Source organism: Paenibacillus sp. FSL K6-1122 (genome assembly GCF_037977015.1).
In the GTDB taxonomy this organism is placed as follows: domain Bacteria; phylum Bacillota; class Bacilli; order Paenibacillales; family Paenibacillaceae; genus Paenibacillus; species Paenibacillus amylolyticus.
Window position 1 is genome coordinate 3,159,496 of sequence record NZ_CP150272.1, and the last position, 21,623, is coordinate 3,181,118.

Below are 21,623 nucleotides of genomic sequence, written 5' to 3' on the forward strand. Positions count from 1 at the left end.
TTAATTATTCGAAGGAGTGGAGCACATGTCTGAAATTATCGAAAAACAATACAATGAACCTGAATATATCGCACCTCAATCTGTTCAAATGGGTACCATTCACATCTCGAACGATGTGTTATCCAAGATCGTGGGAATGGCCGCTCAATCAACGGCTGGTGTATCCTCCATGTCCGTTGGACTGACTGAAGGCATTGCCAAGAGCATCAGCGGCAAGAGTCTGCAAAAAGGGATTGACGTACACGTCAAAGACGATCAGGCAACCATCCAGCTGCGCATCAACATTCAATATGGTAACAAGATGCACGAGGTCTGCCGTGAACTTCAACATAATGTTCAACAGGCTGTAGAGCAATTGGCCGGTGTTATGGTCGATGAAATCAAAGTGCAAGTTGTTGGCGTATCCATGCCGGAGACGGTATAAACCAATGAAAAGAATGTAAGGAATAACGATTGGCACAAACAGCACCTTCCCAATTAACAACTTAACTGGGAGGGTGCTGTTTTATGTTTGCGGTAATAGGTGGGAGCTTCGCCCATCACTTTTTTGAACATTTTGGAGAAAAGCAATTGATCGTTATAGCCCACAGAACGGGCAATATCACCAATGGTCAGACCGGGATCAAGCGTCAGTTCGGCTGCCCTGCGCATCCGGTAATGAACCAGATACGACTGGATGCTGCTTCCCATCTGATCCTTGAAGAGAGAGCACAGGTAACTGCGCTGTAAACCGACATGGGCCGCGATGGATTGCACGGTAATGGCATTGGCATAGTTCATTTCAATGAAGTCCATCACTTGCGTCACATACGTTTCCTTCGAATAATCCGGCATGGGTTGAAGGTGCTCTGAATTGGCCTGATCAATTAAAATGGAGAAGAACTGATACAGCAAACCAGTCATGCTAATCTCCCAGCCTTTGTGGGTATTGCGGGAATTGATCATTCGGTGCAGGCAGGATCGCATCTCGTCATCCTCATTACCCAGCTCAAAAATCGGGTGATGCTCGGACAGACATGCTTGCTGTAAAAAGGAAGAACTATTGCTGCCTTGAAAAGCAACCCAGCTGTATTCCCATGGGTCATCCTGATCTGCTTCGTAATGCACGACGGAATGTGGAACGATCAGAAATCCTTGACCTTTGTGCAGGGTGTACGTTTTGCCACCAACTTCGAAGGTGCCTTTGCCATTCAAAATATAATGAATTTTATAATAGTCTCGCATGGCAGGGCCAAAGTGGTGACCTGGTGTACAGGCTTCGGTTCCATAATGAAGGAGCTGAAGCTCCTGAAAATGATTATTTTTGAACATATACGTAATCAAGGGTATTCACTCCTGTACGATTTCGTCTCATCTTGCATTTTAACATACTAAATAGCTTAAAAGATTAATTATTTAAGATTAGTATATATAGATAACAATCATTATTCCATATGTTCAAAGTGAAATGCCATATCGTTTATCCAGGAAAATGTCTAAGATGAAAAGGAATTCAACAAACCTTACAGGAAAGTGAGAATAACGATGCCCTATACTGCGAGTGAACAACGATATGATGAGATGAAATATGTACGTTCCGGCAAATCCGGAATCAGACTTCCGCAAATTGCGCTGGGTTTATGGCAGAACTTTGGTGGTAACCGCACATTGGATATTCAGGAAGAGATGATTTTGCGTGCCTTTGACCTCGGAATTAACCATTTTGATCTGGCGAATAACTATGGTCCACCTCCAGGATCAGCGGAAGAGAACTTTGGCGTGATTTACAAAAAACATCTTCGTCCTTACCGGGATGAACTGCTTATCTCATCGAAGGCAGGCTACCATATGTGGAGTGGACCTTACGGCGAATGGGGTTCCCGCAAAAACCTGATTGCCAGTCTCGATCAAAGTCTTGGTCGGATGGGACTGGATTATGTAGACATTTTCTATCATCACCGTCCAGATCCGGACACGCCATTGGAAGAAACGATGACGGCGCTGGATCATATCGTGCGGCAAGGTAAAGCTCTGTATGTGGGCTTGTCCAATTATAATGCAGAACAGACACAAGAAGCGGTAACCATTCTGCGTCGTCTGGGTACGCCATGTCTGGTTCATCAACCAAACTACTCGATGCTGAATCGCTGGATTGAAGACGGTTTGCAGGACGTACTGGATGAGCAGGGCGTAGGTTCCATTGCATTCTGTCCACTTGGCCGCGGTCAGTTGACGAATAAATATGTCGATAAGATCAAGGAGGAACGAGCCAATCCAACAGGCAATTTGAAAAAAGAAGCTTACACGGACGAACGGATTGCCAAGTTCGATGCGCTTCAGGCGGTTGCTGAACGAAGAGGTCAGACGATCTCTCAACTGGCTCTGAACTGGATTTTGCGTGGTAACCGTGTAACCTCTGCACTGATTGGTGCAAGCCGTGTGTCCCAGATTGAAGAAAATGTAGCTTCGCTCAGCGCACCTGACCTGACAACGGAAGAGTTGAATGAGATCGAAAGCATTTTGGACGGAATGGGTAATTATCCGTGGTAACATACACAGTACAGCTGTGTGAAAATTATAGTTAGGTAAAACTAATGTAATATAAATGAAGAATGAAAATGGCGCCTACCTGATCAATCAGGAAGGCGCCATTTTGTATATGTCATTTTCATTATAGGATAAGATCTATTATAATAGTTCATTAATTGACCTATGTTTATTTTTTTCAGAATGAACCTAGTTCATAGCACCTGGTCCTAGGATTTAGGGTATAATATATAGAAGCTATACAATTGAACTACGAAGGAGAGGCTCCATTTGAACTTTGAACAGTGGATTTCGCCTGAAAGCTATAACCTGACATCCGAGATGGAGAATCATCCATCAGACCGGATTGCACTTAGATGGCTCAGCGATCAACGAGAATTGGAAGAGATCACGTATGGTGATTTGTTCAAGCAGGCGAACCGTCTTGCTGGAGGTCTGCGTGAACTTGGACTAGAGAAGGGTGATCGGGTGTTGGTCATGGTACCACGCCGTATTATTGCCTATGTCATTTATATTGCTTGTCTGAAATTGGGGATTGCCGTTATTCCTTCCTCCGAGATGTTACGGGCAAAAGATCTGGAATATCGTCTGCGTCACTCTGAGGCGCGGGCTGTTATAGTATGGTCCGAGACGACCTCGGAAGTGGAAAAGATGGACGCGGATCTGCCGTCACTGGCACATCGCATCGTGGCATCACCGAATGAAGAAGTTAGCGTACCTGCTGAAGGTTGGGTCAGTGTGCATCAGTTAATGCAGAATCAACTTGAAGAGATGGCTGCGGTGGAAACTCACCGTGATGATACGGCTATTCTTGCTTACACTTCGGGCACAACTGGTAATCCCAAAGGAGTTGTACATAGCCACGGTTGGGGATATGCCCACCTGCGGATCGCTTCTTCATTATGGCTGGATATTCAACCTTCAGATACCGTATGGGCAACGGCTGCACCTGGCTGGCAAAAATGGATCTGGAGTCCGTTCCTGTCGGTACTCGGAAGAGGCGCGACCGGACTGGTCTACAATGGATCATTCCAGCCCAAGCGTTACCTGGAACTGATGCAAGAACATCAAATTAATGTCCTTTGCTGTACACCAACGGAATATCGGTTGATGGCCAAAGCCGATGATCTTGGACATTATGACCTGTCTCATCTGCGCAGTGCTGTTTCAGCGGGTGAACCGCTCAATCAGGAAGTCATTGAAATCTTCCAGCGTCACTTTGACCTGACTATTCGGGACGGATATGGACAGACCGAGAGCACGTTGTTAATCGGCAGTCTCAAAGATGCGCCTGTACGTATTGGCTCGATGGGTCAGTCGATTACACCTGGGTTGATTGAAATCATCGATGAAGAGGGACAACCTGTGCCTGCGGGTGAAGTAGGAGATATCGCGGTACACAAAGAGATGCCAGCTTTGTTCCGGTCCTATTATCAGGATGAGGGACGGAAGGAAGCGAGTCAGCGCGGCGATTATTTTGTAACAGGGGACCGTGCACGCAAAGACGAAGAAGGATACTTCTGGTTTGAAGGTCGCAGTGACGACATCATCATCAGTTCGGGTTACACGATTGGACCATTTGAAGTGGAAGAAGCACTCATGAAACACGCCAGTGTGAAGGAATGTGCGGTGGTTGCAAGTCCGGATGAGATCCGTGGCAATATTGTCAAAGCTTTTGTTGTGTTGAGAGACGATTCACTGGCTTCACCGGAACTGATGCGTGAACTGCAACACCACGTCAAGGAAATTACAGCACCTTATAAATATCCACGCAAGGTCGAATTTGTTACGGATCTGCCAAAGACCAACTCTGGTAAAATCCGCCGGATCGAACTGCGCGAACAAGAAAAACGTAATAGTTAGATCATTTTGTATAGATGAAATTTTGGGGAGTGTGCCTGCGTAGTGAAAGAGAAGGAATCGATTCTGCAGAAGCGAAAGCGGTCGTACAATATATGAAACAGGAGTGAACACAACCATGAGTCAATTTGAACAAACCTTTGAAAAGTCATTGGAACAATACGCAGAACTTGTTGTTAAAGTTGGCGTGAATATTCAAAAAGGACAGGATCTGCTCGTTACTGCACCGATCGAAACGCTTGAATTCACACGTCTTATTGTGCAAAAAGCCTATGCGGCTGGTGCAAACTATGTACAAGTGGACTTTGATGACGACAACATTACCCGCAGTCGTTTTGAGCATGGTTCCAATGACAGCTTCGACTATTATCCAGCGTGGAAAGCGGATATGATGGAAAAGTTTGCGGAAGCAGGCGGCGCTACCTTGACGATCAAAGTTCCAGATCCTGAACTGTATAACGGAATTGACTCCGACAGCGTTTCCCGTGCTACCAAGGCAGCCGCACACGCACGTCGCGGATATGCCAAATACACACGCAACCATGAAATTAGCTGGTGTCTGATCAAGGCCCCAACCAAAGCTTGGGCGAACAAGGTATTTGCCGACATCCCGGAAGAAGACCGAATCAACGTGATGTGGGAAACGATCTTCAAAATGAACCGTGTAGATGGCGGAGACGCCGTACAAAATTGGAGAGAACATCTGGATACCCTGAATACCATGAGTGATCTCCTGAATAAAAAGAACTATAAGAGCCTGCATTACCGTGCGCCAGGTACAGACTTGAAAATTGAATTGGTCCACAACCACATCTGGGGTGGCGGTGGTAGCGAAAATAAACAAGGTGTATACACGGTTGCCAATATGCCGACTGAAGAAGTATTCACCATGCCTAAGCGCAGTGGAGTGAATGGATATGTCAGCAGTACCATGCCTTTGAACCTGAACGGGCAACTGGTAGACCAGATGAGAATCACATTCAAGGATGGACAGGTTGTAGCGTTTACGGCAGCATCCGGTGAAGAGCATTTGAAGAACCTGTTTGCCACCGATGAAGGAGCACGTTATCTGGGTGAGGTCGCACTCGTACCACATGACTCCCCAATCTCCAACCTGAATCGTATTTTCTACAATACGGGTATTGATGAAAATGCATCTTGCCACTTGGCTGTGGGAAGTGCGTATCCTTTCAATATGAAAGATGGCACAACCATGTCGAACGAAGAGTTGCTGAAGCATGAGTGCAATGTGAGCTTGACTCACGTTGATTTCATGATCGGTTCCGCTGAACTGGATATTGATGGTGAGTTACAAGACGGCACAATCGAGCCGGTATTCCGTAAAGGCAACTGGGCATTTTAATTTCTAATATGTGTAATGAAAAAGGAGAAGAGCAATCTCTAATGAGGTTGCTCTTCTCCTTTTGGTCATAATCTTAGCAGCATAGTTGAAGACTTGAATTTATGAAATGATGAAGTTGGAATCAATGCTTTGTTTGATTGCCAATTCGTAGCGCTTATTTACCTCGCTCCAATTGATTACATTCCAAAATGCGCTAATATAATCTGGGCGCTTATTCTGGTATTTCAAATAGTAGGCATGTTCCCAGACATCCAGACCAATAATCGGAGTTTCCCCCTCCATCAAAGGACTATCTTGATTAGGAAGACTATCGACTTTCAATTTTCCATTCGCAACGGAAAGGAACGCCCATCCACTACCAAACCGAGTAGTTGCCGCTTTCGTAAATTTCGCTTTAAATTCTTCAAATCCGCCCAGTTCATTATCGATCGCTTTTGCCAATGCTCCTGTTGGATTTCCTCCCCCGTTGGGGCCAATGATTTTCCAAAACAAGCTGTGATTGGCGTGCCCGCCTCCGTTATTTCGAACAGCTGCGCGAAGTTCCTGTGGAACACTGTCCAGATTGGAGATCAAAGCTTCAATAGATTTTCCTTGCAGCTCAGGCAAATGCTCCAGAGCAGCATTCAGATTCGTAATGTAAGTATTATGATGACGATCATGATGGATCATCATCGTTTGCTCATCAATATGTGGTTCGAGTGCGTTATTTGCATAGGGTAATGCAGGTAATTGATATGTCATGTGTTATTCCTCCAATGTAATATAATGATCTTTCTAAATTGATCATACTTCATTTTATATACTTAATCAACATTTATGTATATAAAGTTTAGTTTGTTATTCTCGTATTTATATGATCACAATTAATAGTTTGGGTTATTTTCCATTTATTAGAGTTTGAACTAACACGTATATTATATATAATAAATATAAAATTAGTTATATCGGTTGTTTAAGGATATAATGTATCTGAGAACATGAGATGATGTAAACAACGAGAGCGATATACATGGATTGTATACACGAAATCGAAGGTGTTAAAAATTGTTTATTCGTAAGGAGGTTGAATCATAAATGACTAATCCTGATCTGGTGAATAGTCTTCCAACCAGAGAAATTATATTACATCTCCTCAAAACCAAAGGAGACATGACTACTAAAGATCTTACCGATGAGCTTGGGATCACCACCATGGCGGTTCGGCGTCATATCCAATCGCTAGAACGAGATAATTTAATTACGTCTAAGATACAGCGACAATCTATTGGAAGACCAACAACAGTGTATTGTTTAACTGAACAGTCTGTAGGATATTTTCCTAATAAATATCATTCACTAACATTGGATATATTGACTGAGCTTGAAGAACAATTAGGACCGGAAGCTGTTGAGAAAATTTTTGAAAGTCGCAAAAATAAAATGATCGAAAAATATGATCAAAGTATGAAAGCGAAAAATATCTCGGAGCGTGTTGAGACACTTGCGAACATTCAGAATGAGAATGGCTATATGGTGGGACTTGAGAAGATTAGCGATGATGAATTTATTTTAAAGGAAAATAACTGCCCAATTAGTCACGTCGCCATGAAATATAAGAAGGTTTGTCAATGTGAATTAAGTATGTTTAAATCATTGCTTGGGGATGCTGAAGTCAAAAGAATGGAGTGTTTGGCTGACGGCGGCCAACGTTGCACATATTCCATAAAAGTAAAAAAAGAGTAATTGAACGTATTAGATATGTAAAGATGCTTCCTAGCATAACGCTAGGAAGCATCTTTTTTTATATATTCATTTAACTTAACTTAAAGAAGTCGAGTGCCTTGCTTACATATATTTGATGATGATCAGGTAAATCTTCCTCATAATAAATAGCTCCAACAGGACAAGCTGTTTCACAGTTTCCACAATCTATGCATTGGTCAGGATTGATAAAATATTGGTCTTCTCCTTTTACAATGCAATCGACTGGACATACATCAAGACAATCGGCAGCTTGTTCATGAATGCAATGCTCTGTAATTACAAAGGGCATATTCCTCCACACCTCCCATCTTTTCATTTCTACTATTCTCAACTCTTTAACATATACATAATATACACATAAGTATAAAAATATCAAATCTATCGTTTATGTTTGATTTTAATAAAGAGTTTTATTTGATATTTATATATTTTATATATTATAGTATATTATGTTGTGTATTATAAAAACATAAAGAGAGGGAGAGCTCCCATTGTCACTAGAACTTACTCCATCAATTACTGATATCACAATTATTGGTGGTGGGTCAACTGGAATGTTTGCCGCTTTTTATGCTGGTATGCGTCAAGCAAGTGTCAAAATTATTGATAGTATGCCGCAATTAGGTGGTCAAGCGATTGCCCTATACCCTGAGAAATATATCTATGATATTGCTGGATTTCCAAGGGTTACAGCTGCTCAACTCGTTGAAAATTTACTGGAGCAGATGCAATTATTTCCGGTTGATGTCTATTTAGAGGAGAAGGTACAACAGGTATTAAAAAAAGGGGAACATCATTTCGAAATTATTACAGATAAATCTATTCATTACAGTAAGTCGGTTATTATTGCCGCAGGTATAGGGGCATTCGAACCACGCCGATTGGAACTGGAGAACGCGAGTCAGTTTGAACAATCTAACCTTCATTATTTTGTTGAAGATTTGCAGCAGTTCTCCAATCAACACGTGATTATTAACGGTGGTGGAGATTCAGCAGTCGATTGGGCACTTATGCTTGAGCCCATTGCCAAACAAGTCACTTTACTTCACAGACGAGATAAATTTCGTGCTCACGAACATAGCGTTGAAAAATTGAGGGCATCTTCAGTTAATATCGTCACTCCGTCTGAGATTACCGGATTAACTGGTGATGAACGGATAACCGAGATTACAGTCACTATTGCGAAAACGGGGGAGAAAAGAATCATTCCTTGTGATGCTCTTATCGTGAATTTTGGTTTTGTTTCTTCTTTGGGTCCCATTGCTGAGTGGGGATTGGACGTTGATAACGGCTCTATTGTTGTTGATACGCGGATGCAAACCAATATTCCAGGAGTATTTGCAGCTGGAGACGTTACGTCCTACCCAGGGAAAATTAAGCTGATCGCTGTAGGCTTCGGAGAGGCTCCAACTGCAATCAACAATGCTAAGGTTTATATTGATCCTACTGCCAAATTATCACCAGGTCATAGCAGTAACATGAAGCTCTGATATGCTTAGCAAGGTAAATGACGCAAGATTTCAAAGAAAATCATGGTTTGATAAAGGTCAGCCTCCTACAGTTCATGCCATTGGATTTGAAGGACAACTACGAAGAATAATGAACTAGGGGGGCCTAATATGAATAGTGAGCTAAGTGTTGTCATATACATTCTCATTATCCTTAGTTCACATAAGAATGAGAAACTAACCAGTGCTCAGATCTCAGAAAAGATTAGTGTAAACCCTGTTAGGATACGCCGTATCCTTAGCTCATTTAAAAAAGTGGGATATGTTAAGACAAAAGAGGGTATTGATGGTGGTTATGTGTTGTCTGTGGAGCCGCATGATATAACCTTGCAAGATATATATAAATTGGTGTCGTCTAAGCCTTTACAGATTCCTAAACCATCTATGAGCAGTAAGGGACATCTAACAGCAGAGATAGATATGCAACTCACAAGTATTTTTATAGAGTGTGAACAACAACTGATGAGGCAGTTAGGAAAAATCAACTTGGGTAGTATGCTCAAATTAATGACTGACTGTCAATTAGAACGAACGGAATAGTTCAAATACAGATAAGCGATTAGGAGGACCAGTTATGAAATTAATAGGTTTGTCTGGGTCATTGATTGGATCAAAGACTGCAATTGGTGTGGATACTGTACTACAATTCGTGAAAAAAAATCATCCGGAAATTGAAATTGAACTAATAGACTTGAGAGAATACAAAAACATCGAATTTTGCGATGGCCGCAAGTTAGAGGATTATAATGAACACACCCGGTCAGTAATCCAAAAAATGATTGATGCTGATTTTTTCGTTATCGGCACACCTATATATCAATCCTCTTTGACAGGTGTACTGAAAAATGTGTTCGATCTACTCCCTGTACAGAGTTTTTATAATAAAGTGATAGGCTTTATTGCAACTGGGGGCACATATCAGCATTATTTGGTTGTCGAAAATCAATTAAAACCGATCGCGGGCTTTTTTCGTTCATATGTAGCGCCAAGATATGTTTATCTAAATAGTGATCATTTTGGTGCTGATAATAAAATCGAAGATGCTGATGCGCTGAGTCGGTTGGAGAAATTGGCCGAAGAAATAGTCTTCATGCAGATTCAATTGAAGACGCGATAAGATATCATTCTAATACGAAAAGGAGATTGGAAGAAATGCCTTTTGTAATTACCGAAGCATGTATTTCAGAAAAAGCAGCTGATTGTTTAGACGTTTGTCCAGTTGAAGCGATCTACTATGAAGAGGATTTACCTTCGCAATACTTGAAATACGTGAATAAAGCAACTGAATTTTTTGAAAAACAATAATGCAACAATCTACATTTGCTTCGGTAGAGTTGCTCCAATGCTTTTTACCAAGATACTCAACGCACTGAAAGTGTAATACAATTCAGTAAAAAATCTTCTTCTAAGCTTGATTAGCAATAGCAGGGAGCCGAGTGAAGAGATTAGTGGTTCAGTGGTCTTTGTTGAAACCCAAAGCAAAAAAGTGACTTCATTGACTAAAGTCACTTTTTTTGCAACTAAACAAGCCTGATTGGAACACATATCTCGCAAAAATCAAGGTTAACAAGATGGCCTGTATACCTTTCCATAACTGGCTTGTTATCCAGAGTATAACCGCTACTCTGCAAACGCGGGAAAATTTCAGTCCATGCTTGCTGAACAGCCTCTGTAGTATGTTTGACTTTGCAAACCAGATATTGCCCGCCTGGAAGTTCAGTTTCGTTTAGATCGGGGGTCAATTCATCCATAGGAAAATCTTTCGAAATGACAATACAAGCATCGTATCGGCAATCTTCGGGAATCGTGCTTTCCGGGTTATCCTGGGGGATACCAAATAAAACGGTCGATGCAGTAAGCAGATTTTTGGCTCTAGCCCAACTCTTTAACATTTCCATAGCTTGACTGTTGGCAGGCCCATACGAACCAACTTGTCGCACATAGGCGATACGATACGACGGGAGGTTTTCGATAACCATTTCCATGAAAATCTTCCTCTCTGTATGATTTCTCTTACATGTTGGATGCTAACATGGTATAAAAGAATTTGCTTAGGTAATTGTTGAATCCCGGCGACGAAACTCATAGAATAGTGATAATATGTTGGAAGACTGTTCCAATAGAGCAAAACGAGAGGGGGAGGGGTTATACATGGATATTACTTATGCCTTCACGGATGAACATTTCAGGCAAGTTGTGTTGGATCGTTTTTGTGAGCAGCGGGATTTCATCCAGGAGAGTGACGTTTGTGAGGCTGAGATATTAGAACTCTCAAATCACAATATTAGCAATCTTGATGGAATCGAGTATTTCTGGGGTCTTCAAGAGCTGGATTGTGCCTATAATCAATTGACCAGTTTGGATCTGGCTCAGAATCACAAGCTGAGGACGTTACGTTGCAGAGAGAATCAGCTTCTTACACTGGACCTCCGTTCCAATTCGGATTTGCAGGTGCTGGATTGCAGTTTTAATCGACTTCGCAAATTGGATCTTTCTCATAATTCCAAACTTATAACGGTGGAGTGTCATTGGAATATGTTGTCGGAGCTGGCTTCAGAGCCCCTTGAGCAGTTGGAGGAACTTAGTTGCAGTTATAACGCTCTTTTCTCACTTGAACTTGAACACAATAAACAACTGCGGCGACTTGATTGCGCCAACAATTACATGTTGGAACTTGATGTAAAAGGTTGTCCAAACTTGATTGAACTTCGTTGTAACCATAACCATATCAAACAGTTGGATTTTCGTTCAAATATGGTTTTAGAGAGTGTCCGGTGTTTTAACAATCACATTAGCGAGCTGGATATTCGCCATAACGTACAACTAAAAGAGTTGTACTGTTCCGAGAACAAATTGACCGAGTTGGATTATAGCGCTAATCCCAAGCTGGAGAGACTGCAGTATGCAGACAATCTGATTTTTGAATCCAATCATGAAGTTCAGGGGATGGGTGTGTTTCAGTATGACGTCTCGATGTCCAACTATCAGATGAGCTTACTTATTCAGGATAAAGAACTGGTAGTCACTGCACAGGTTTCAACCAAGACAGAGATGGAAGCCTTATCCTCATATATGGAAGAGACGTGGAAACGGTGGGACATGCTTGGTGAGCAGGCACTTAAAACCATTGCCGAGGCTCATCCGGACGAAGATATCAATACATTGATTTTGGCTGATGCAGAATTTCAGGGAGATCAATATTTCCGATTGGGTTATGATGCGGGGGATACACCTGCTGGCCGATTATACATATATGCGGAGTTTGACGATGAATTTCACATGTTGGATACGTTGATCTATGAAACGTATTAAAGCCACGAGATCGTGGCTTTTTTGTTGTGTTGAACTAAAGATTATTTACACTGACACTACGATGACAGAACAACCTTCCAATCGCTGTTATCCCCAGATTTTATTTCCATTCCTTTTCTAAAGGGGAAATCCGGGGATAGCGTATGCTTCCGATGCAGCTTTCTTTCAGAAAGCTTTTAGGCGAGCGCTTCGCTTTTTCAGGTTTTTTCTGTCCTCTCCGTTATCGTGTAAATGTTAGTTCAACTTATATTATATGTTATTCAGCGTGCATTTTGTTAAAGCTAACATATTCGTTAATCGGTTTACGGTAACCGCGTGGGCGCTGTTTGGCTTCCGACTTTTTGCCGATGGTGATCAGCATAACGGGTACGTAATGGTTAGGGATTTCCAGACTCCGTTGCAGTTCTTCCGAGTCAAAGCCAATCATTGGACAAGTGTCCCAACCGCGATCCTGAGCGATCAGCATCAATTGCATGGCAGACAGGCTGGCATTGCGAATCGCATCCTCACGTTGGAAGAATCTGCCGCGAGATTCGTAAAATTCGGTGACGCTTTGGGATTCCTGCTCGTATTGGAACGGAGTAAGAGCGCCCAGGTTCAGCAGGCCTTCGTTAATAGTGCGGATATGATGATGCGCGTTGACGTCGCCCAATACCACGATGACTGCAGAAGCTGTTTTTACCTTATATTGCTGGGAAGCCTCATAGACTTTCTCTTTCTGTTCCTCGTCTTTAATCACAAGATAGTGCGTGTGTTGCAGGTTAAAGGCAGATGGTGCAAATTTGTTCAGGGCAAACATTTCTTGCAGTTCCAAATCCGAAATTTCAATTCCTTCTTCAAAAATAACGGCCGATCTACGGTTTTTGACTAGATTCTCCAACTCACTCATGGTAGTTTCCCTCGCTTATGTATGATTTATAAACTGACTATAACACACTTAGTTACTTTATGTAAGTATTATTTTAGAATAAGACAAGGATCGTCTGCCATACGCTAAAATAAAACACTAGAGGTGATTCATGAAAGCATTGATCGCAAAGTATATGGGAGGACATGACCCTCATGAATTTCGGGTATATGTGATCCAATCTTCGACGTTAAAACGTTTTGTAGTCGTGGAGATTATTCTAGGCCCTATCGTGTACAATGTCGCACTTTATTTGTGCCATAATGTAATACTTGCTGGAGTAGGCTCTTGGGCTGGAACAGAAGGTCTGAAGAGACTGCCACTGGTCTTTAGAAAAATCGTTGGGACATGATGAAGTGTGTAAATGAAAAATTGAAGCAGAAGAGGGCCAGTTGCGGCCCCATCTTCTCCTTCAGTCATGTTATCTATAGTCACGCTTCTTTTATCTAAACACATAATTATAACTGTCTAAGCTTTTGGTTCAAACTTGCCTTATTTGGCACGTTCCAAATACTGCTCCAGCGTAAGTTTCGGGTTGGTAATCTCACCAGCAATATATACTCCGACATAACGTACATGCCATGGCTCATAGGAGTAACCAGTCAATTTCTCCTGATCTTTGCCATAACGGATGATGAAACCGTACTTGTGGGCATTGGCTTTCAGCCATTTGCCTTCTTTGGTGTTGCCAAAGCTTTGCTGAAGATCGTAACCGGCCGAAGCGCTGGAGATATCCATGGCTAGACCCGTTTGATGTTCGCTTTGTCCTGGTCGAGCACTTGTTTTATTGGCAACAGCTTCACCTTTGATGCTGGCATTACGGTCAAAGATCGATTTCTGGGTCGCATAAGAGCGATAGCCAGACACCGCTTTGATATCGATGCCGTCTTTTTTGGCAGCCGCAAATAATTTTTCAATCGCGGTTGCAGCCACTTTACGCATTTGTTTCTTCGGACTGGAACCTGAGAAGCTAAAAGGAATATTAGGTACAACCAAATCTTGAGGTGCATAAGTTGAAGGCAGATTTCTCTTTTTATTGACAAGTACAACCGTACTGGACACATTGGTCACAGTTGCGACATTTTTAATCGTTTTGATCGTACGACCAGGTGCATTATCATGCAGAAATTGAGTGAAGCTAGAGCTTGCAGCAGACGCGACGGGATTCAGGCTTGAAGTGATGGGAAACGTAGTAAAAGCAGAACCTGCTACAACAGAGCCTATGAGAATTGTAGATATGATGGATTTACGAGTAAAAGATTTCATGATGTGTGTTCCTCCTCGGAATATATGAATCTATATACCGAGTATACTAGAGGATTATATCCATAGGTTCTCCAATTGTTTCCGAGTTGTAAACAAAGTTTGCTATATAAGTTGAACCAAAGATATTTACACTGGACACTACGATGACAGAACAACCTTCCAATCGCTGTTATCCCCTGATTTTTTTGATTCAATTTTATAATGGTGAAAATCTTGGGATAGCGTATGCTTACGAAGCAGCTTTCTTTCAGAAAGCTTTTAGGCGAACACTTCGTTTCTTCAGGTTTTTTCTGTCCTCTCCGTTTCATGTAAATGTTTAGTTCATCTTTTATAGAGTCTTTTTTGCAACTCTGATAGAGGCATATAAAACAAAAACACGTTAAAAAAGCCGTTGCATTAGATGCAACGGCTTTTGATGTGAAGAGAGATAATGCTAGATTACTTCAAATATGCTGGAGACTGTGTTACAACATGCAGGCGTCAGATCCACCGGAGCTTCCCGCAGTTACAGCACGGGTGTCACGAACGCGAACGTTGGCGCTGAGCACACCAGAATCACTGCTTAATTTGAAAGAAGGATAATTCTCTTCTGTATCCAGCTTCATGTGTTGTTCAAGGTTCAGCTGCTGCTTCGGATCAACATAGAACGGAACCAGATTGGTTTCAATCTGCGCGTCGAGAGCCGCAAGTTCATCAACAATGATAATAGCGATAACTCCGTTACATCCGCAACCTTCCAAGTCATAGATCACTTTGAAATATCCAGGTTGGTCATTCAGGCTTTCCGTCAATCGTTTTGAAGCCAAATCTGTAATTTGAATATACATATAGGTACACTCCTTTATATGTGGTCATGGTTGGTAAATGGTAAAAGAATTCATTCAGCTTCTATTCCCATTATACCACTTTGGCAAAAATCAAAGCATTTATTTTCTTGACTGATCAGTCTGGAAAAGGTATTCTTTAGTTAATGAATAGGGAGGTGAGGTCTTAAATTGGGAAGAGCCAAGGAGTTCGACACGGAGACTGTTCTAAGAAAAGCAACGTCTGTATTTGGAGCGTACGGTTATGAAGGTACATCTTTGAGCTTACTGCTGAGTGAACTTGGCATTGCGCGGCAAAGCCTGTATGACACCTACGGAACTAAACATGATTTATTTGTCTCTGCTCTTAAATTCTATATTCAGCAGAAGACAGAGGCGGGGATCAAACTATTAAACGAATGCACAAGTGTGAGGCAAGGCGTGACCGAGTTGTTCAATGAAGCGGTTAACGTGTTGACAGACAACGAACGTCGTAATGAATGTTTCATCATTAATAGCGCGGTTGAACAGGCACCACAAAATCACGAAATCGCCGTCTTTATTCAAACCACTAACCAACAAATGGAAGATGTTTTTCATACTGCGCTGTTACGAGGCCAGAGGAGCGGCGAATTGAAGCACGCAGAGGAAGAATTGCCCGGGCTTGCCCGTTTTCTGAATTATTCCCGACTCTCATTGACCTTTACGGCTAAGAGCGGTGCAAGCACAGAAGCGCTGCGGGATTTTGTACAGATGACCCTAAGGGCTATGGATTAACGTTTTACATGATTTGAGTAAGAATTCTTTACGTTTTCTTGAAAATGGACGCTTAGGGCGTTTATTTTTTGACTATTATAGACCGATTGGTCTGGAAAAAAACACCAAACAAACTGAAGGAGGAAATAAGGATGACACAATCTCAGCAGTTGGAAGCGGGCAATAATATACCGTATCGGATCATGCATGGATTTACTCAATTGCTACTGGAGGGAAAACTGGAACAATGGTTGGAGTTATATACATCTGACGCTATTTTCGAATTCCCATATGCACCAGCAGGATATCCTCAGAAACTGGAAGGCAAAGCCGCAATTACGAATCATCTTCATAATCTACTGGGGATGATTGAAATTCAGCAGTTTTCTGAACCGGTGATCTTGGCTGATTCCACGAAACAACAGTTTGTGGCTGAATTTACTTGTAAAGGGCGTTCATTAGTTACAGGCAAGCCATACAACCAAACGTACATCTCTGTAGTGAGCCACTCTAATGGAAAAATTACACATTATAAAGACTATTGGAATCCGATGGTCGTACTCGAATCGGACTTAGGAGGAAACAAGCATGATCAATGATAAACCGTTGACACTTATTACCGGAGCTAATGGAAAGACAGGAAGCCGTGTTGCGGCCATACTTCAAAAGCATCATTATCCGGTGCGTTTGGCAGGAAGAACTAAACCATCTCTTTCTGGTTCTGCCGATAATTATGTCTATTTTGATTGGTATGATTCCGAGACATATGCGCTGGCGCTGAAAAATGTGAATCAGGTATACCTTGTCATGCCAGTCATGGATATGAACCCAGAAGACGTCATCATTCCGTTCATCAAGGAAGCATTGTGGAACGGCGTTAAGCGATTCGTTTTACTTGGCAGTGCTTCAATTGATGAAGAGGGTCCTATATTTGGCAAAGTACATCAGTATATAAAAGCCCATGCTCCTGAGTGGGCTGTATTGCAGCCTTCCTATTTTATGGAGAACTTTACGGAGGGACCGCATCGGGAGACAACGAAACAACTCGGAAAAATTTACAGTGCTACGGGTGACGGGAAAATTGGATTTGTTAGTGCAGATGATATCGCGGCAGTTGCGTTCCATGCTCTGACAGATGTTGTTCCTCATAATACGGAGCATATCATTACAGGGCCGGAGACGTTGTCCTATGGACAGGTTGCAGACGTCTTGAGCCATGTACTGGGTCAGTCCATTCAACATGAATCTTTGTCCGATGATGAACTGAGGAATAGCATGATTCGCGCAGGAATGTCAGAAGAATACGCTGCTGCCCTCGCAGGACTGGATGTGCCTATCCGGGAGGAGGGGAGAGAAGATCAAACGACGGATACGGGGAAAAAATTAACGGGGAATAACCCGATTTCATTCGAGCAATTTATTCAGAATCATATGGAAGTATGGAAATAATGGAAGAAACATTTTCATATTATGAGAAGACGGTGCCTAGTGCCCGTCTTTTTGCATGTCTAGCAGCATGTTGACATCGTTGATTCAGCTATGAATCTCTCCCTAACCAGGGACACTAAGGAAAGCAGTGATTATACGAACACACTTTTGGGGAAATAGATGAAGATGAATGTTAGGGCGTGTCTGAGACACGCCCTAGATAAAGGGGCGAAGAGAGCGAATGATTCAGTTCGAAAATGTATCAAAACAATATCCTGATGGAACAACGGCTTTGCGTCAGGTTAACCTCAACATTAACAAGGGAGAATTGTTCGTCATGATTGGTCCGAGTGGATGTGGCAAAACCACCATGCTCAAAATGATCAATCGCCTGATTGAGCGAACAGATGGAACAGTGCGCATTAATGAACGCCCAATCGATGAATACAACATTCACGAATTGCGCTGGAATATAGGATATGTGCTGCAACAGATTGCACTATTCCCGCATATGACAATTGCCGAAAATATTGCAGTTGTTCCTGAACTCCGAAAATGGAAGTCAGATCAAATCAAGGAGCGTGTACATACGTTACTGGATATGGTGGGTTTGCACGGAGATACGTACAGTGAGCGTAAACCGTCCGAGTTATCCGGAGGACAACAGCAGAGAATTGGTGTGTTGCGTGCACTCGCTGCCGATCCCGAGATAGTTTTGATGGATGAACCGTTCAGTGCACTCGATCCAATGAGTCGGGAGAAATTACAGGATGATATTTTGGATATCCAGCGTCAGATGAAAAAAACAATTGTGTTTGTCACCCATGATATTCAGGAAGCGATGAAGCTGGGGGATCGCATCTGCATTATGAAGGATGGACAGGTTTTGCAGGTAGGTACCCCGGAAGAACTGATCCGACAGCCAGCTAATGATTTCGTACGTGAATTTGTTGGAAGTCCTAACACCGATACGAGTTCACAATCTGATTTTGATCTCGAATCCATCATGTCACCACTCTCACCGGGTCAGGTGCCAAAATCAGCTAAAACTGCCGTTCCTGCATCCATTACGTTAACGGAATTAGTTGATATCATGGCTTCCCATGACCATCTGCTGGTTGAACGTAACCGCCAGATTATTGGCGAGATCAGTCGAGTTGATCTGATGAAATACTGGTCTGGTCAGTTACAGGAACGAGGTGAAGAACATGAGTAGATTCACGGAGGTGTTCAGTGAGCGCAAAGGTCAGTTGTTGTCTGCTCTGCTGGAACATATTCAGATCTCATTTATCGCATTGTTCTTTGCTGTCCTCATCGCTATTCCGCTAGGTGTATACCTGACACGCAAGCCAAAAGTCGCTGAACCGATTATTGGGGTTACGGCTGTGTTGCAGACGATACCTTCCTTGGCGCTTCTCGGATTGCTCATCCCGTTATTCGGCATAGGCACACTTCCTGCAATCATTGCACTGGTGGTGTATGCGCTGCTTCCGGTACTCCGCAACACGTACACAGGCATATCCGAAGTTGATCCTTCCATGGTGGAAGCGGCGAATGCGATGGGCATGAATAGTTGGCAACGTCTAATCAAAGTGGAACTGCCACTGGCGATGCCTGTCATTATGGCCGGAATTCGGACCGCGATGGTGCTTATTGTAGGAACGGCGACACTTGCTGCCTTGATCGGCGCAGGAGGTTTGGGTGCATTAATTTTGCTGGGCATTGATCGGAACGATACCGCATTGATCATCCTTGGAGCCATTCCGGCCGCATTGCTGGCGATTTTGTTTGATGTACTATTACGTCAGTTCCAGCGGTTATCCTTCAAGAAAACATTGGTTACCCTTGGTTCGCTGGCAATAATCGCGATACTTGTGATTACCATTCCCTTCGTGGCACGTGGTGGACAGAAGGATCTCGTCATTTCCGGGAAATTGGGGGCCGAACCCGAAATTCTCATTAATATGTACAAATTGTTAATCGAAAAAGACACAGACCTGACCGTTGAACTAAAACCCGGATTGGGCAAAACGCCATTCCTTTTCAATGCACTCAAGTCGGGTGATATTGACATCTATCCCGAATTCACGGGGACAGCGATCTCCGAATTTATGAAGGAAACGGCTGTGAGTACGGATCGAACAGAGGTCTACGAACAAGCAAGAGACGGAATGTTAAGCCAGTTCAACATGGTGCTGCTGAACCCAATGGATTACAACAATACGTATACGTTGGCCGTTCCAAAGAGCATCGCAGATCAATACAATCTCAAGACCATTTCGGATCTCAAACCGGTTGAGAAGCAGATCAAAGCAGGATTCACACTTGAATTCTCGGATCGGGAAGACGGATACCTTGGCATACAGAAAAAGTATGGGATTGAATTCCCAAACGTTGCAACAATGGAACCCAAGCTTCGCTATGGTGCTCTTCAGCGCGGAGATATTAATCTCGTTGATGCTTACTCCACAGACAGTGAGTTGAGACAGTATGAACTCGTTGTGCTGGAGGATGACCAGGAATTGTTCCCGCCGTATCAAGGTGCGCCGATGCTTCGTCAAGAAACGGCAGATCAATATCCACAACTGGTTGAGGTGCTGAGTCAGCTTGCTGGAAAAATTACGGATGACGAGATGCGTCAGATGAACTATGACGTGAACGTAGAGGGAGAGAATCCTGAACAGGTTGCAGCAGAGTACCTTAAACAGGCTGGATTGCTGTAACTTCAGGCATCCCTGCAATAGATGCACCAAAAGGATGAGGAGGAACCATGATGACACAAGAAACGTATGACTTGATTGCAATTGGAACAGGAAGCGCGGCAAGCTCTGTTATCACCCGTTGCGCTGAAGCTGGCTGGAGAGTTGCTGTAATTGATGAACGTGAGTTCGGCGGAACGTGTGCACTGCGTGGCTGTGATCCCAAGAAAGTGCTGGCTGGAGCGGCTGAGCTGATTGACTGGAATGAACGGATGCAAGGGAAAGGAATTCAGGGACAGGCGACCATCAACTGGTCTGAACTTATGGCCTTTAAACGCACCTTTACCGAGAGCATACCTAGAGCAAGTGAAGATCAATTCAAACAGGCCGGAATGGATACGTTCCATGGTAAAGCTTCATTTGTCGATGAAAATCATATTCAAATTGGAGAAGAAGTGCTCCATGGTAAACACATTCTGATTGCTACCGGTGCAAGGCCTGCACCACTTGAGATTGAAGGCTCAGAGCATCTTATATATAGTGATGACTTTCTGGATCTGGAACAGTTGCCGGATCGTTTAGTTCTGGTAGGCGGTGGATACATTGCATTTGAGTTTGCGCATATTGCGGCCAGAGCCGGGACGGAAGTCCATATCCTGCATCGGAGTGAACAGCCTCTGAAGTCGTTTGATGTGGAGCTGGTAGAATCTTTGTTGCAAAAATCAAAAGAGATCGGCATTCATGTTCACTTGAACGCGGAGGTGAAGTCCATACGGCAAGAGGGGAACGCCTATGTTGTTCATGGCACACGTAATGGTGCAGAACACCAGTGGCAGTGCGGACTTGTCGTTCATGGAGCGGGGCGTATTCCTAATGTGGATGGGCTGGAATTGGAGAAAGCCAACGTCAGCTACAGCAAAAAGGGGATTACGGTGAACGAGTACTTGCAAAGTGAAAGTAATCCGAGAGTGTATGCTGCTGGCGATGTGACTGACACGCAAGGGTTGCCTTTGACCCCGTTAGCAGGTCAGGAATCCCGGGCTGTATCGTTCAATTTGTTGGAGGGAAATCAACACAAACCTAATTATAAAGTGATGCCTTCCATTGTGTTTACTGTCCCTGCCCTTGGAGCTGTTGGTATGAGCACGGAACAAGCCAAAAAAGAGGGCTACGAGGTGCAGGTAAATGATATGTCGAAATGGTATACTTACAAGCGAACTCATGAAAAATTTGCCATGGCCAAAGTGGTGATCGATAAATCAACCGGGCGTATTCTGGGCGCGCATGTGCTCGGGAGCAAAACAGAAGAATTGATTAACCTTTTTGCAATGGCGATTCAGTTCAATCTGACTATCGATCAGTTAAACACCATGAATTTTGCATATCCTACTGCTGCATCGGATATGGGTTCTTTAATTTAGAAGTGATGAAGTGAGGATGACCCCCCCTTTG

The 21,623-nt window shown here is 43.1% G+C and carries 24 protein-coding genes; 17 read left to right on the forward strand and 7 right to left on the reverse strand.

Features of this window, described 5'->3' with window-relative positions:
• Positions 1 to 25: 25 nt before the first annotated feature.
• Positions 26 to 424: an Asp23/Gls24 family envelope stress response protein gene (locus tag NSQ20_RS14595; protein WP_340032838.1), complete on the forward strand. Its 399-nt coding sequence runs from the start codon at positions 26 to 28 to the stop codon at positions 422 to 424.
• 53 nt (positions 425 to 477) lie between these two features.
• Here NSQ20_RS14595 and NSQ20_RS14600 read toward each other — a convergent pair whose 3' ends face one another.
• Positions 478 to 1,323, reverse strand: coding sequence for an AraC family transcriptional regulator (locus NSQ20_RS14600; RefSeq protein WP_340032839.1), 846 nt, complete (start codon positions 1,321 to 1,323; stop codon positions 478 to 480).
• Between the two features lie 201 nt (positions 1,324 to 1,524).
• Between NSQ20_RS14600 and NSQ20_RS14605 the strand changes: the two genes are divergently transcribed.
• The 3 genes from NSQ20_RS14605 (at position 1,525) to NSQ20_RS14615 (ending at position 5,749) form a co-directional block, all read left to right on the forward strand.
• On the forward strand, positions 1,525 to 2,529 hold the full coding sequence (locus tag NSQ20_RS14605) for an aldo/keto reductase (RefSeq protein WP_340032840.1): 1,005 nt from the start codon (positions 1,525 to 1,527) through the stop codon (positions 2,527 to 2,529).
• A 318-nt stretch (positions 2,530 to 2,847) separates the two neighbouring features.
• Complete coding sequence (locus NSQ20_RS14610; RefSeq protein ID WP_340033028.1) at positions 2,848 to 4,389, forward strand: acyl--CoA ligase; 1,542 nt, start codon at positions 2,848 to 2,850, stop codon at positions 4,387 to 4,389.
• Positions 4,390 to 4,504: 115 nt separating this feature from the next.
• Complete coding sequence (locus NSQ20_RS14615) at positions 4,505 to 5,749, forward strand: aminopeptidase (protein ID WP_036608587.1); 1,245 nt, start codon at positions 4,505 to 4,507, stop codon at positions 5,747 to 5,749.
• Positions 5,750 to 5,848: 99 nt separating this feature from the next.
• Here the strand turns inward: NSQ20_RS14615 and NSQ20_RS14620 are convergent, their stop codons facing one another.
• Positions 5,849 to 6,490: a superoxide dismutase gene (locus NSQ20_RS14620; RefSeq protein WP_315935132.1), complete on the reverse strand. Its 642-nt coding sequence runs from the start codon at positions 6,488 to 6,490 to the stop codon at positions 5,849 to 5,851.
• A 333-nt stretch (positions 6,491 to 6,823) separates the two neighbouring features.
• Here NSQ20_RS14620 and NSQ20_RS14625 point away from each other — a divergent pair, with 333 nt between their 5' ends.
• On the forward strand, positions 6,824 to 7,471 hold the full coding sequence (locus NSQ20_RS14625) for a metalloregulator ArsR/SmtB family transcription factor (RefSeq protein WP_315935133.1): 648 nt from the start codon (positions 6,824 to 6,826) through the stop codon (positions 7,469 to 7,471).
• Positions 7,472 to 7,541: 70 nt separating this feature from the next.
• On the opposite strand, the gene NSQ20_RS14630 is transcribed toward NSQ20_RS14625, so the two are convergent.
• Positions 7,542 to 7,781: a 4Fe-4S binding protein gene (locus NSQ20_RS14630; protein WP_036608584.1), complete on the reverse strand. Its 240-nt coding sequence runs from the start codon at positions 7,779 to 7,781 to the stop codon at positions 7,542 to 7,544.
• A 202-nt stretch (positions 7,782 to 7,983) separates the two neighbouring features.
• On the opposite strand from NSQ20_RS14630, the gene NSQ20_RS14635 reads away from it, so the two are divergent.
• The 4 genes from NSQ20_RS14635 to NSQ20_RS14650 all read left to right on the forward strand — a co-directional run bounded on the left by NSQ20_RS14635 (position 7,984) and on the right by NSQ20_RS14650 (position 10,305).
• Positions 7,984 to 8,982: an NAD(P)/FAD-dependent oxidoreductase gene (locus NSQ20_RS14635; RefSeq protein ID WP_340032841.1), complete on the forward strand. Its 999-nt coding sequence runs from the start codon at positions 7,984 to 7,986 to the stop codon at positions 8,980 to 8,982.
• Between the two features lie 129 nt (positions 8,983 to 9,111).
• Positions 9,112 to 9,540: an Rrf2 family transcriptional regulator gene (locus tag NSQ20_RS14640; RefSeq protein WP_036608578.1), complete on the forward strand. Its 429-nt coding sequence runs from the start codon at positions 9,112 to 9,114 to the stop codon at positions 9,538 to 9,540.
• 34 nt (positions 9,541 to 9,574) lie between these two features.
• Positions 9,575 to 10,117: an NAD(P)H-dependent oxidoreductase gene (locus tag NSQ20_RS14645; protein ID WP_340032842.1), complete on the forward strand. Its 543-nt coding sequence runs from the start codon at positions 9,575 to 9,577 to the stop codon at positions 10,115 to 10,117.
• Positions 10,118 to 10,152: 35 nt separating this feature from the next.
• The gene (locus tag NSQ20_RS14650; RefSeq protein ID WP_200868493.1) at positions 10,153 to 10,305 is read left to right on the forward strand and encodes a hypothetical protein; all 153 of its coding nucleotides are present in this window, start codon (positions 10,153 to 10,155) and stop codon (positions 10,303 to 10,305) included.
• Positions 10,306 to 10,520: 215 nt separating this feature from the next.
• Here the strand turns inward: NSQ20_RS14650 and NSQ20_RS14655 are convergent, their stop codons facing one another.
• A complete protein-coding gene (locus NSQ20_RS14655; protein ID WP_036608575.1) occupies positions 10,521 to 10,985 on the reverse strand; it encodes a GyrI-like domain-containing protein in 465 nt (154 codons plus the stop codon).
• 166 nt (positions 10,986 to 11,151) lie between these two features.
• On the opposite strand from NSQ20_RS14655, the gene NSQ20_RS14660 reads away from it, so the two are divergent.
• Complete coding sequence (locus NSQ20_RS14660) at positions 11,152 to 12,312, forward strand: leucine-rich repeat domain-containing protein (RefSeq protein WP_340032843.1); 1,161 nt, start codon at positions 11,152 to 11,154, stop codon at positions 12,310 to 12,312.
• 256 nt (positions 12,313 to 12,568) lie between these two features.
• On the opposite strand, the gene NSQ20_RS14665 is transcribed toward NSQ20_RS14660, so the two are convergent.
• The gene (locus tag NSQ20_RS14665) at positions 12,569 to 13,201 is read right to left on the reverse strand and encodes a nitroreductase family protein (RefSeq protein WP_047842731.1); all 633 of its coding nucleotides are present in this window, start codon (positions 13,199 to 13,201) and stop codon (positions 12,569 to 12,571) included.
• A 130-nt stretch (positions 13,202 to 13,331) separates the two neighbouring features.
• Here NSQ20_RS14665 and NSQ20_RS14670 point away from each other — a divergent pair, with 130 nt between their 5' ends.
• Positions 13,332 to 13,571, forward strand: a complete 240-nt coding sequence (locus tag NSQ20_RS14670) for a hypothetical protein (RefSeq protein WP_243391427.1) — start codon at positions 13,332 to 13,334, stop codon at positions 13,569 to 13,571.
• 140 nt (positions 13,572 to 13,711) lie between these two features.
• Here NSQ20_RS14670 and NSQ20_RS14675 read toward each other — a convergent pair whose 3' ends face one another.
• Entirely contained in the window at positions 13,712 to 14,485 is a 774-nt protein-coding gene (locus tag NSQ20_RS14675) for a M15 family metallopeptidase (RefSeq protein WP_340032844.1), read from the reverse strand.
• 464 nt (positions 14,486 to 14,949) lie between these two features.
• A complete protein-coding gene (locus tag NSQ20_RS14680; protein ID WP_036608559.1) occupies positions 14,950 to 15,312 on the reverse strand; it encodes an iron-sulfur cluster biosynthesis family protein in 363 nt (120 codons plus the stop codon).
• A gap of 168 nt (positions 15,313 to 15,480) precedes the next feature.
• On the opposite strand from NSQ20_RS14680, the gene NSQ20_RS14685 reads away from it, so the two are divergent.
• From NSQ20_RS14685 to NSQ20_RS14710, 6 genes are all read left to right on the forward strand, one after another.
• Positions 15,481 to 16,065, forward strand: coding sequence for a TetR/AcrR family transcriptional regulator (locus NSQ20_RS14685; protein ID WP_340032845.1), 585 nt, complete (start codon positions 15,481 to 15,483; stop codon positions 16,063 to 16,065).
• Between the two features lie 131 nt (positions 16,066 to 16,196).
• Positions 16,197 to 16,643, forward strand: a complete 447-nt coding sequence (locus tag NSQ20_RS14690; RefSeq protein WP_051447078.1) for a nuclear transport factor 2 family protein — start codon at positions 16,197 to 16,199, stop codon at positions 16,641 to 16,643.
• Positions 16,633 to 17,493, forward strand: a complete 861-nt coding sequence (locus NSQ20_RS14695) for an ergot alkaloid biosynthesis protein (RefSeq protein WP_340032846.1) — start codon at positions 16,633 to 16,635, stop codon at positions 17,491 to 17,493. Before NSQ20_RS14690 ends, NSQ20_RS14695 begins: the two co-directional genes overlap by 11 nt.
• A gap of 220 nt (positions 17,494 to 17,713) precedes the next feature.
• Complete coding sequence (locus NSQ20_RS14700; RefSeq protein WP_076318059.1) at positions 17,714 to 18,688, forward strand: ABC transporter ATP-binding protein; 975 nt, start codon at positions 17,714 to 17,716, stop codon at positions 18,686 to 18,688.
• Positions 18,681 to 20,195, forward strand: coding sequence for an osmoprotectant update ABC transporter permease/substrate-binding subunit OpuFB (gene opuFB / locus NSQ20_RS14705; RefSeq protein WP_340032847.1), 1,515 nt, complete (start codon positions 18,681 to 18,683; stop codon positions 20,193 to 20,195). The genes NSQ20_RS14700 and opuFB overlap by 8 nt, the downstream gene beginning before the upstream one ends.
• Before the next feature lie 50 nt (positions 20,196 to 20,245).
• The gene (locus tag NSQ20_RS14710; RefSeq protein ID WP_340033029.1) at positions 20,246 to 21,592 is read left to right on the forward strand and encodes an NAD(P)/FAD-dependent oxidoreductase; all 1,347 of its coding nucleotides are present in this window, start codon (positions 20,246 to 20,248) and stop codon (positions 21,590 to 21,592) included.
• Positions 21,593 to 21,623 lie beyond the last annotated feature (31 nt).

What these genes read in the sequence shown, in the direction of transcription:
- NSQ20_RS14690 (WP_051447078.1), top strand. Translation starts at nt 16,197, where the DNA reads ATGACACAATCTCAGCAGTTGGAAGCGGGCAATAATATACCGTATCGG.
- NSQ20_RS14640 (WP_036608578.1), top strand. Translation starts at nt 9,112, where the DNA reads ATGAATAGTGAGCTAAGTGTTGTCATATACATTCTCATTATCCTTAGT.
- NSQ20_RS14680 (WP_036608559.1), bottom strand. Translation starts at nt 15,312, where the DNA reads ATGTATATTCAAATTACAGATTTGGCTTCAAAACGATTGACGGAAAGC.
- NSQ20_RS14650 (WP_200868493.1), top strand. Translation starts at nt 10,153, where the DNA reads ATGCCTTTTGTAATTACCGAAGCATGTATTTCAGAAAAAGCAGCTGAT.
- NSQ20_RS14630 (WP_036608584.1), bottom strand. Translation starts at nt 7,781, where the DNA reads ATGCCCTTTGTAATTACAGAGCATTGCATTCATGAACAAGCTGCCGAT.
- NSQ20_RS14695 (WP_340032846.1), top strand. Translation starts at nt 16,633, where the DNA reads ATGATCAATGATAAACCGTTGACACTTATTACCGGAGCTAATGGAAAG.
- NSQ20_RS14710 (WP_340033029.1), top strand. Translation starts at nt 20,246, where the DNA reads ATGACACAAGAAACGTATGACTTGATTGCAATTGGAACAGGAAGCGCG.
- NSQ20_RS14670 (WP_243391427.1), top strand. Translation starts at nt 13,332, where the DNA reads ATGAAAGCATTGATCGCAAAGTATATGGGAGGACATGACCCTCATGAA.
- NSQ20_RS14620 (WP_315935132.1), bottom strand. Translation starts at nt 6,490, where the DNA reads ATGACATATCAATTACCTGCATTACCCTATGCAAATAACGCACTCGAA.
- NSQ20_RS14645 (WP_340032842.1), top strand. Translation starts at nt 9,575, where the DNA reads ATGAAATTAATAGGTTTGTCTGGGTCATTGATTGGATCAAAGACTGCA.
- NSQ20_RS14595 (WP_340032838.1), top strand. Translation starts at nt 26, where the DNA reads ATGTCTGAAATTATCGAAAAACAATACAATGAACCTGAATATATCGCA.
- opuFB (WP_340032847.1), top strand. Translation starts at nt 18,681, where the DNA reads ATGAGTAGATTCACGGAGGTGTTCAGTGAGCGCAAAGGTCAGTTGTTG.
- NSQ20_RS14605 (WP_340032840.1), top strand. Translation starts at nt 1,525, where the DNA reads ATGCCCTATACTGCGAGTGAACAACGATATGATGAGATGAAATATGTA.
- NSQ20_RS14625 (WP_315935133.1), top strand. Translation starts at nt 6,824, where the DNA reads ATGACTAATCCTGATCTGGTGAATAGTCTTCCAACCAGAGAAATTATA.
- NSQ20_RS14675 (WP_340032844.1), bottom strand. Translation starts at nt 14,485, where the DNA reads ATGAAATCTTTTACTCGTAAATCCATCATATCTACAATTCTCATAGGC.
- NSQ20_RS14655 (WP_036608575.1), bottom strand. Translation starts at nt 10,985, where the DNA reads ATGGAAATGGTTATCGAAAACCTCCCGTCGTATCGTATCGCCTATGTG.
- NSQ20_RS14700 (WP_076318059.1), top strand. Translation starts at nt 17,714, where the DNA reads ATGATTCAGTTCGAAAATGTATCAAAACAATATCCTGATGGAACAACG.
- NSQ20_RS14660 (WP_340032843.1), top strand. Translation starts at nt 11,152, where the DNA reads ATGGATATTACTTATGCCTTCACGGATGAACATTTCAGGCAAGTTGTG.
- NSQ20_RS14665 (WP_047842731.1), bottom strand. Translation starts at nt 13,201, where the DNA reads ATGAGTGAGTTGGAGAATCTAGTCAAAAACCGTAGATCGGCCGTTATT.
- NSQ20_RS14610 (WP_340033028.1), top strand. Translation starts at nt 2,848, where the DNA reads ATGGAGAATCATCCATCAGACCGGATTGCACTTAGATGGCTCAGCGAT.
- NSQ20_RS14615 (WP_036608587.1), top strand. Translation starts at nt 4,505, where the DNA reads ATGAGTCAATTTGAACAAACCTTTGAAAAGTCATTGGAACAATACGCA.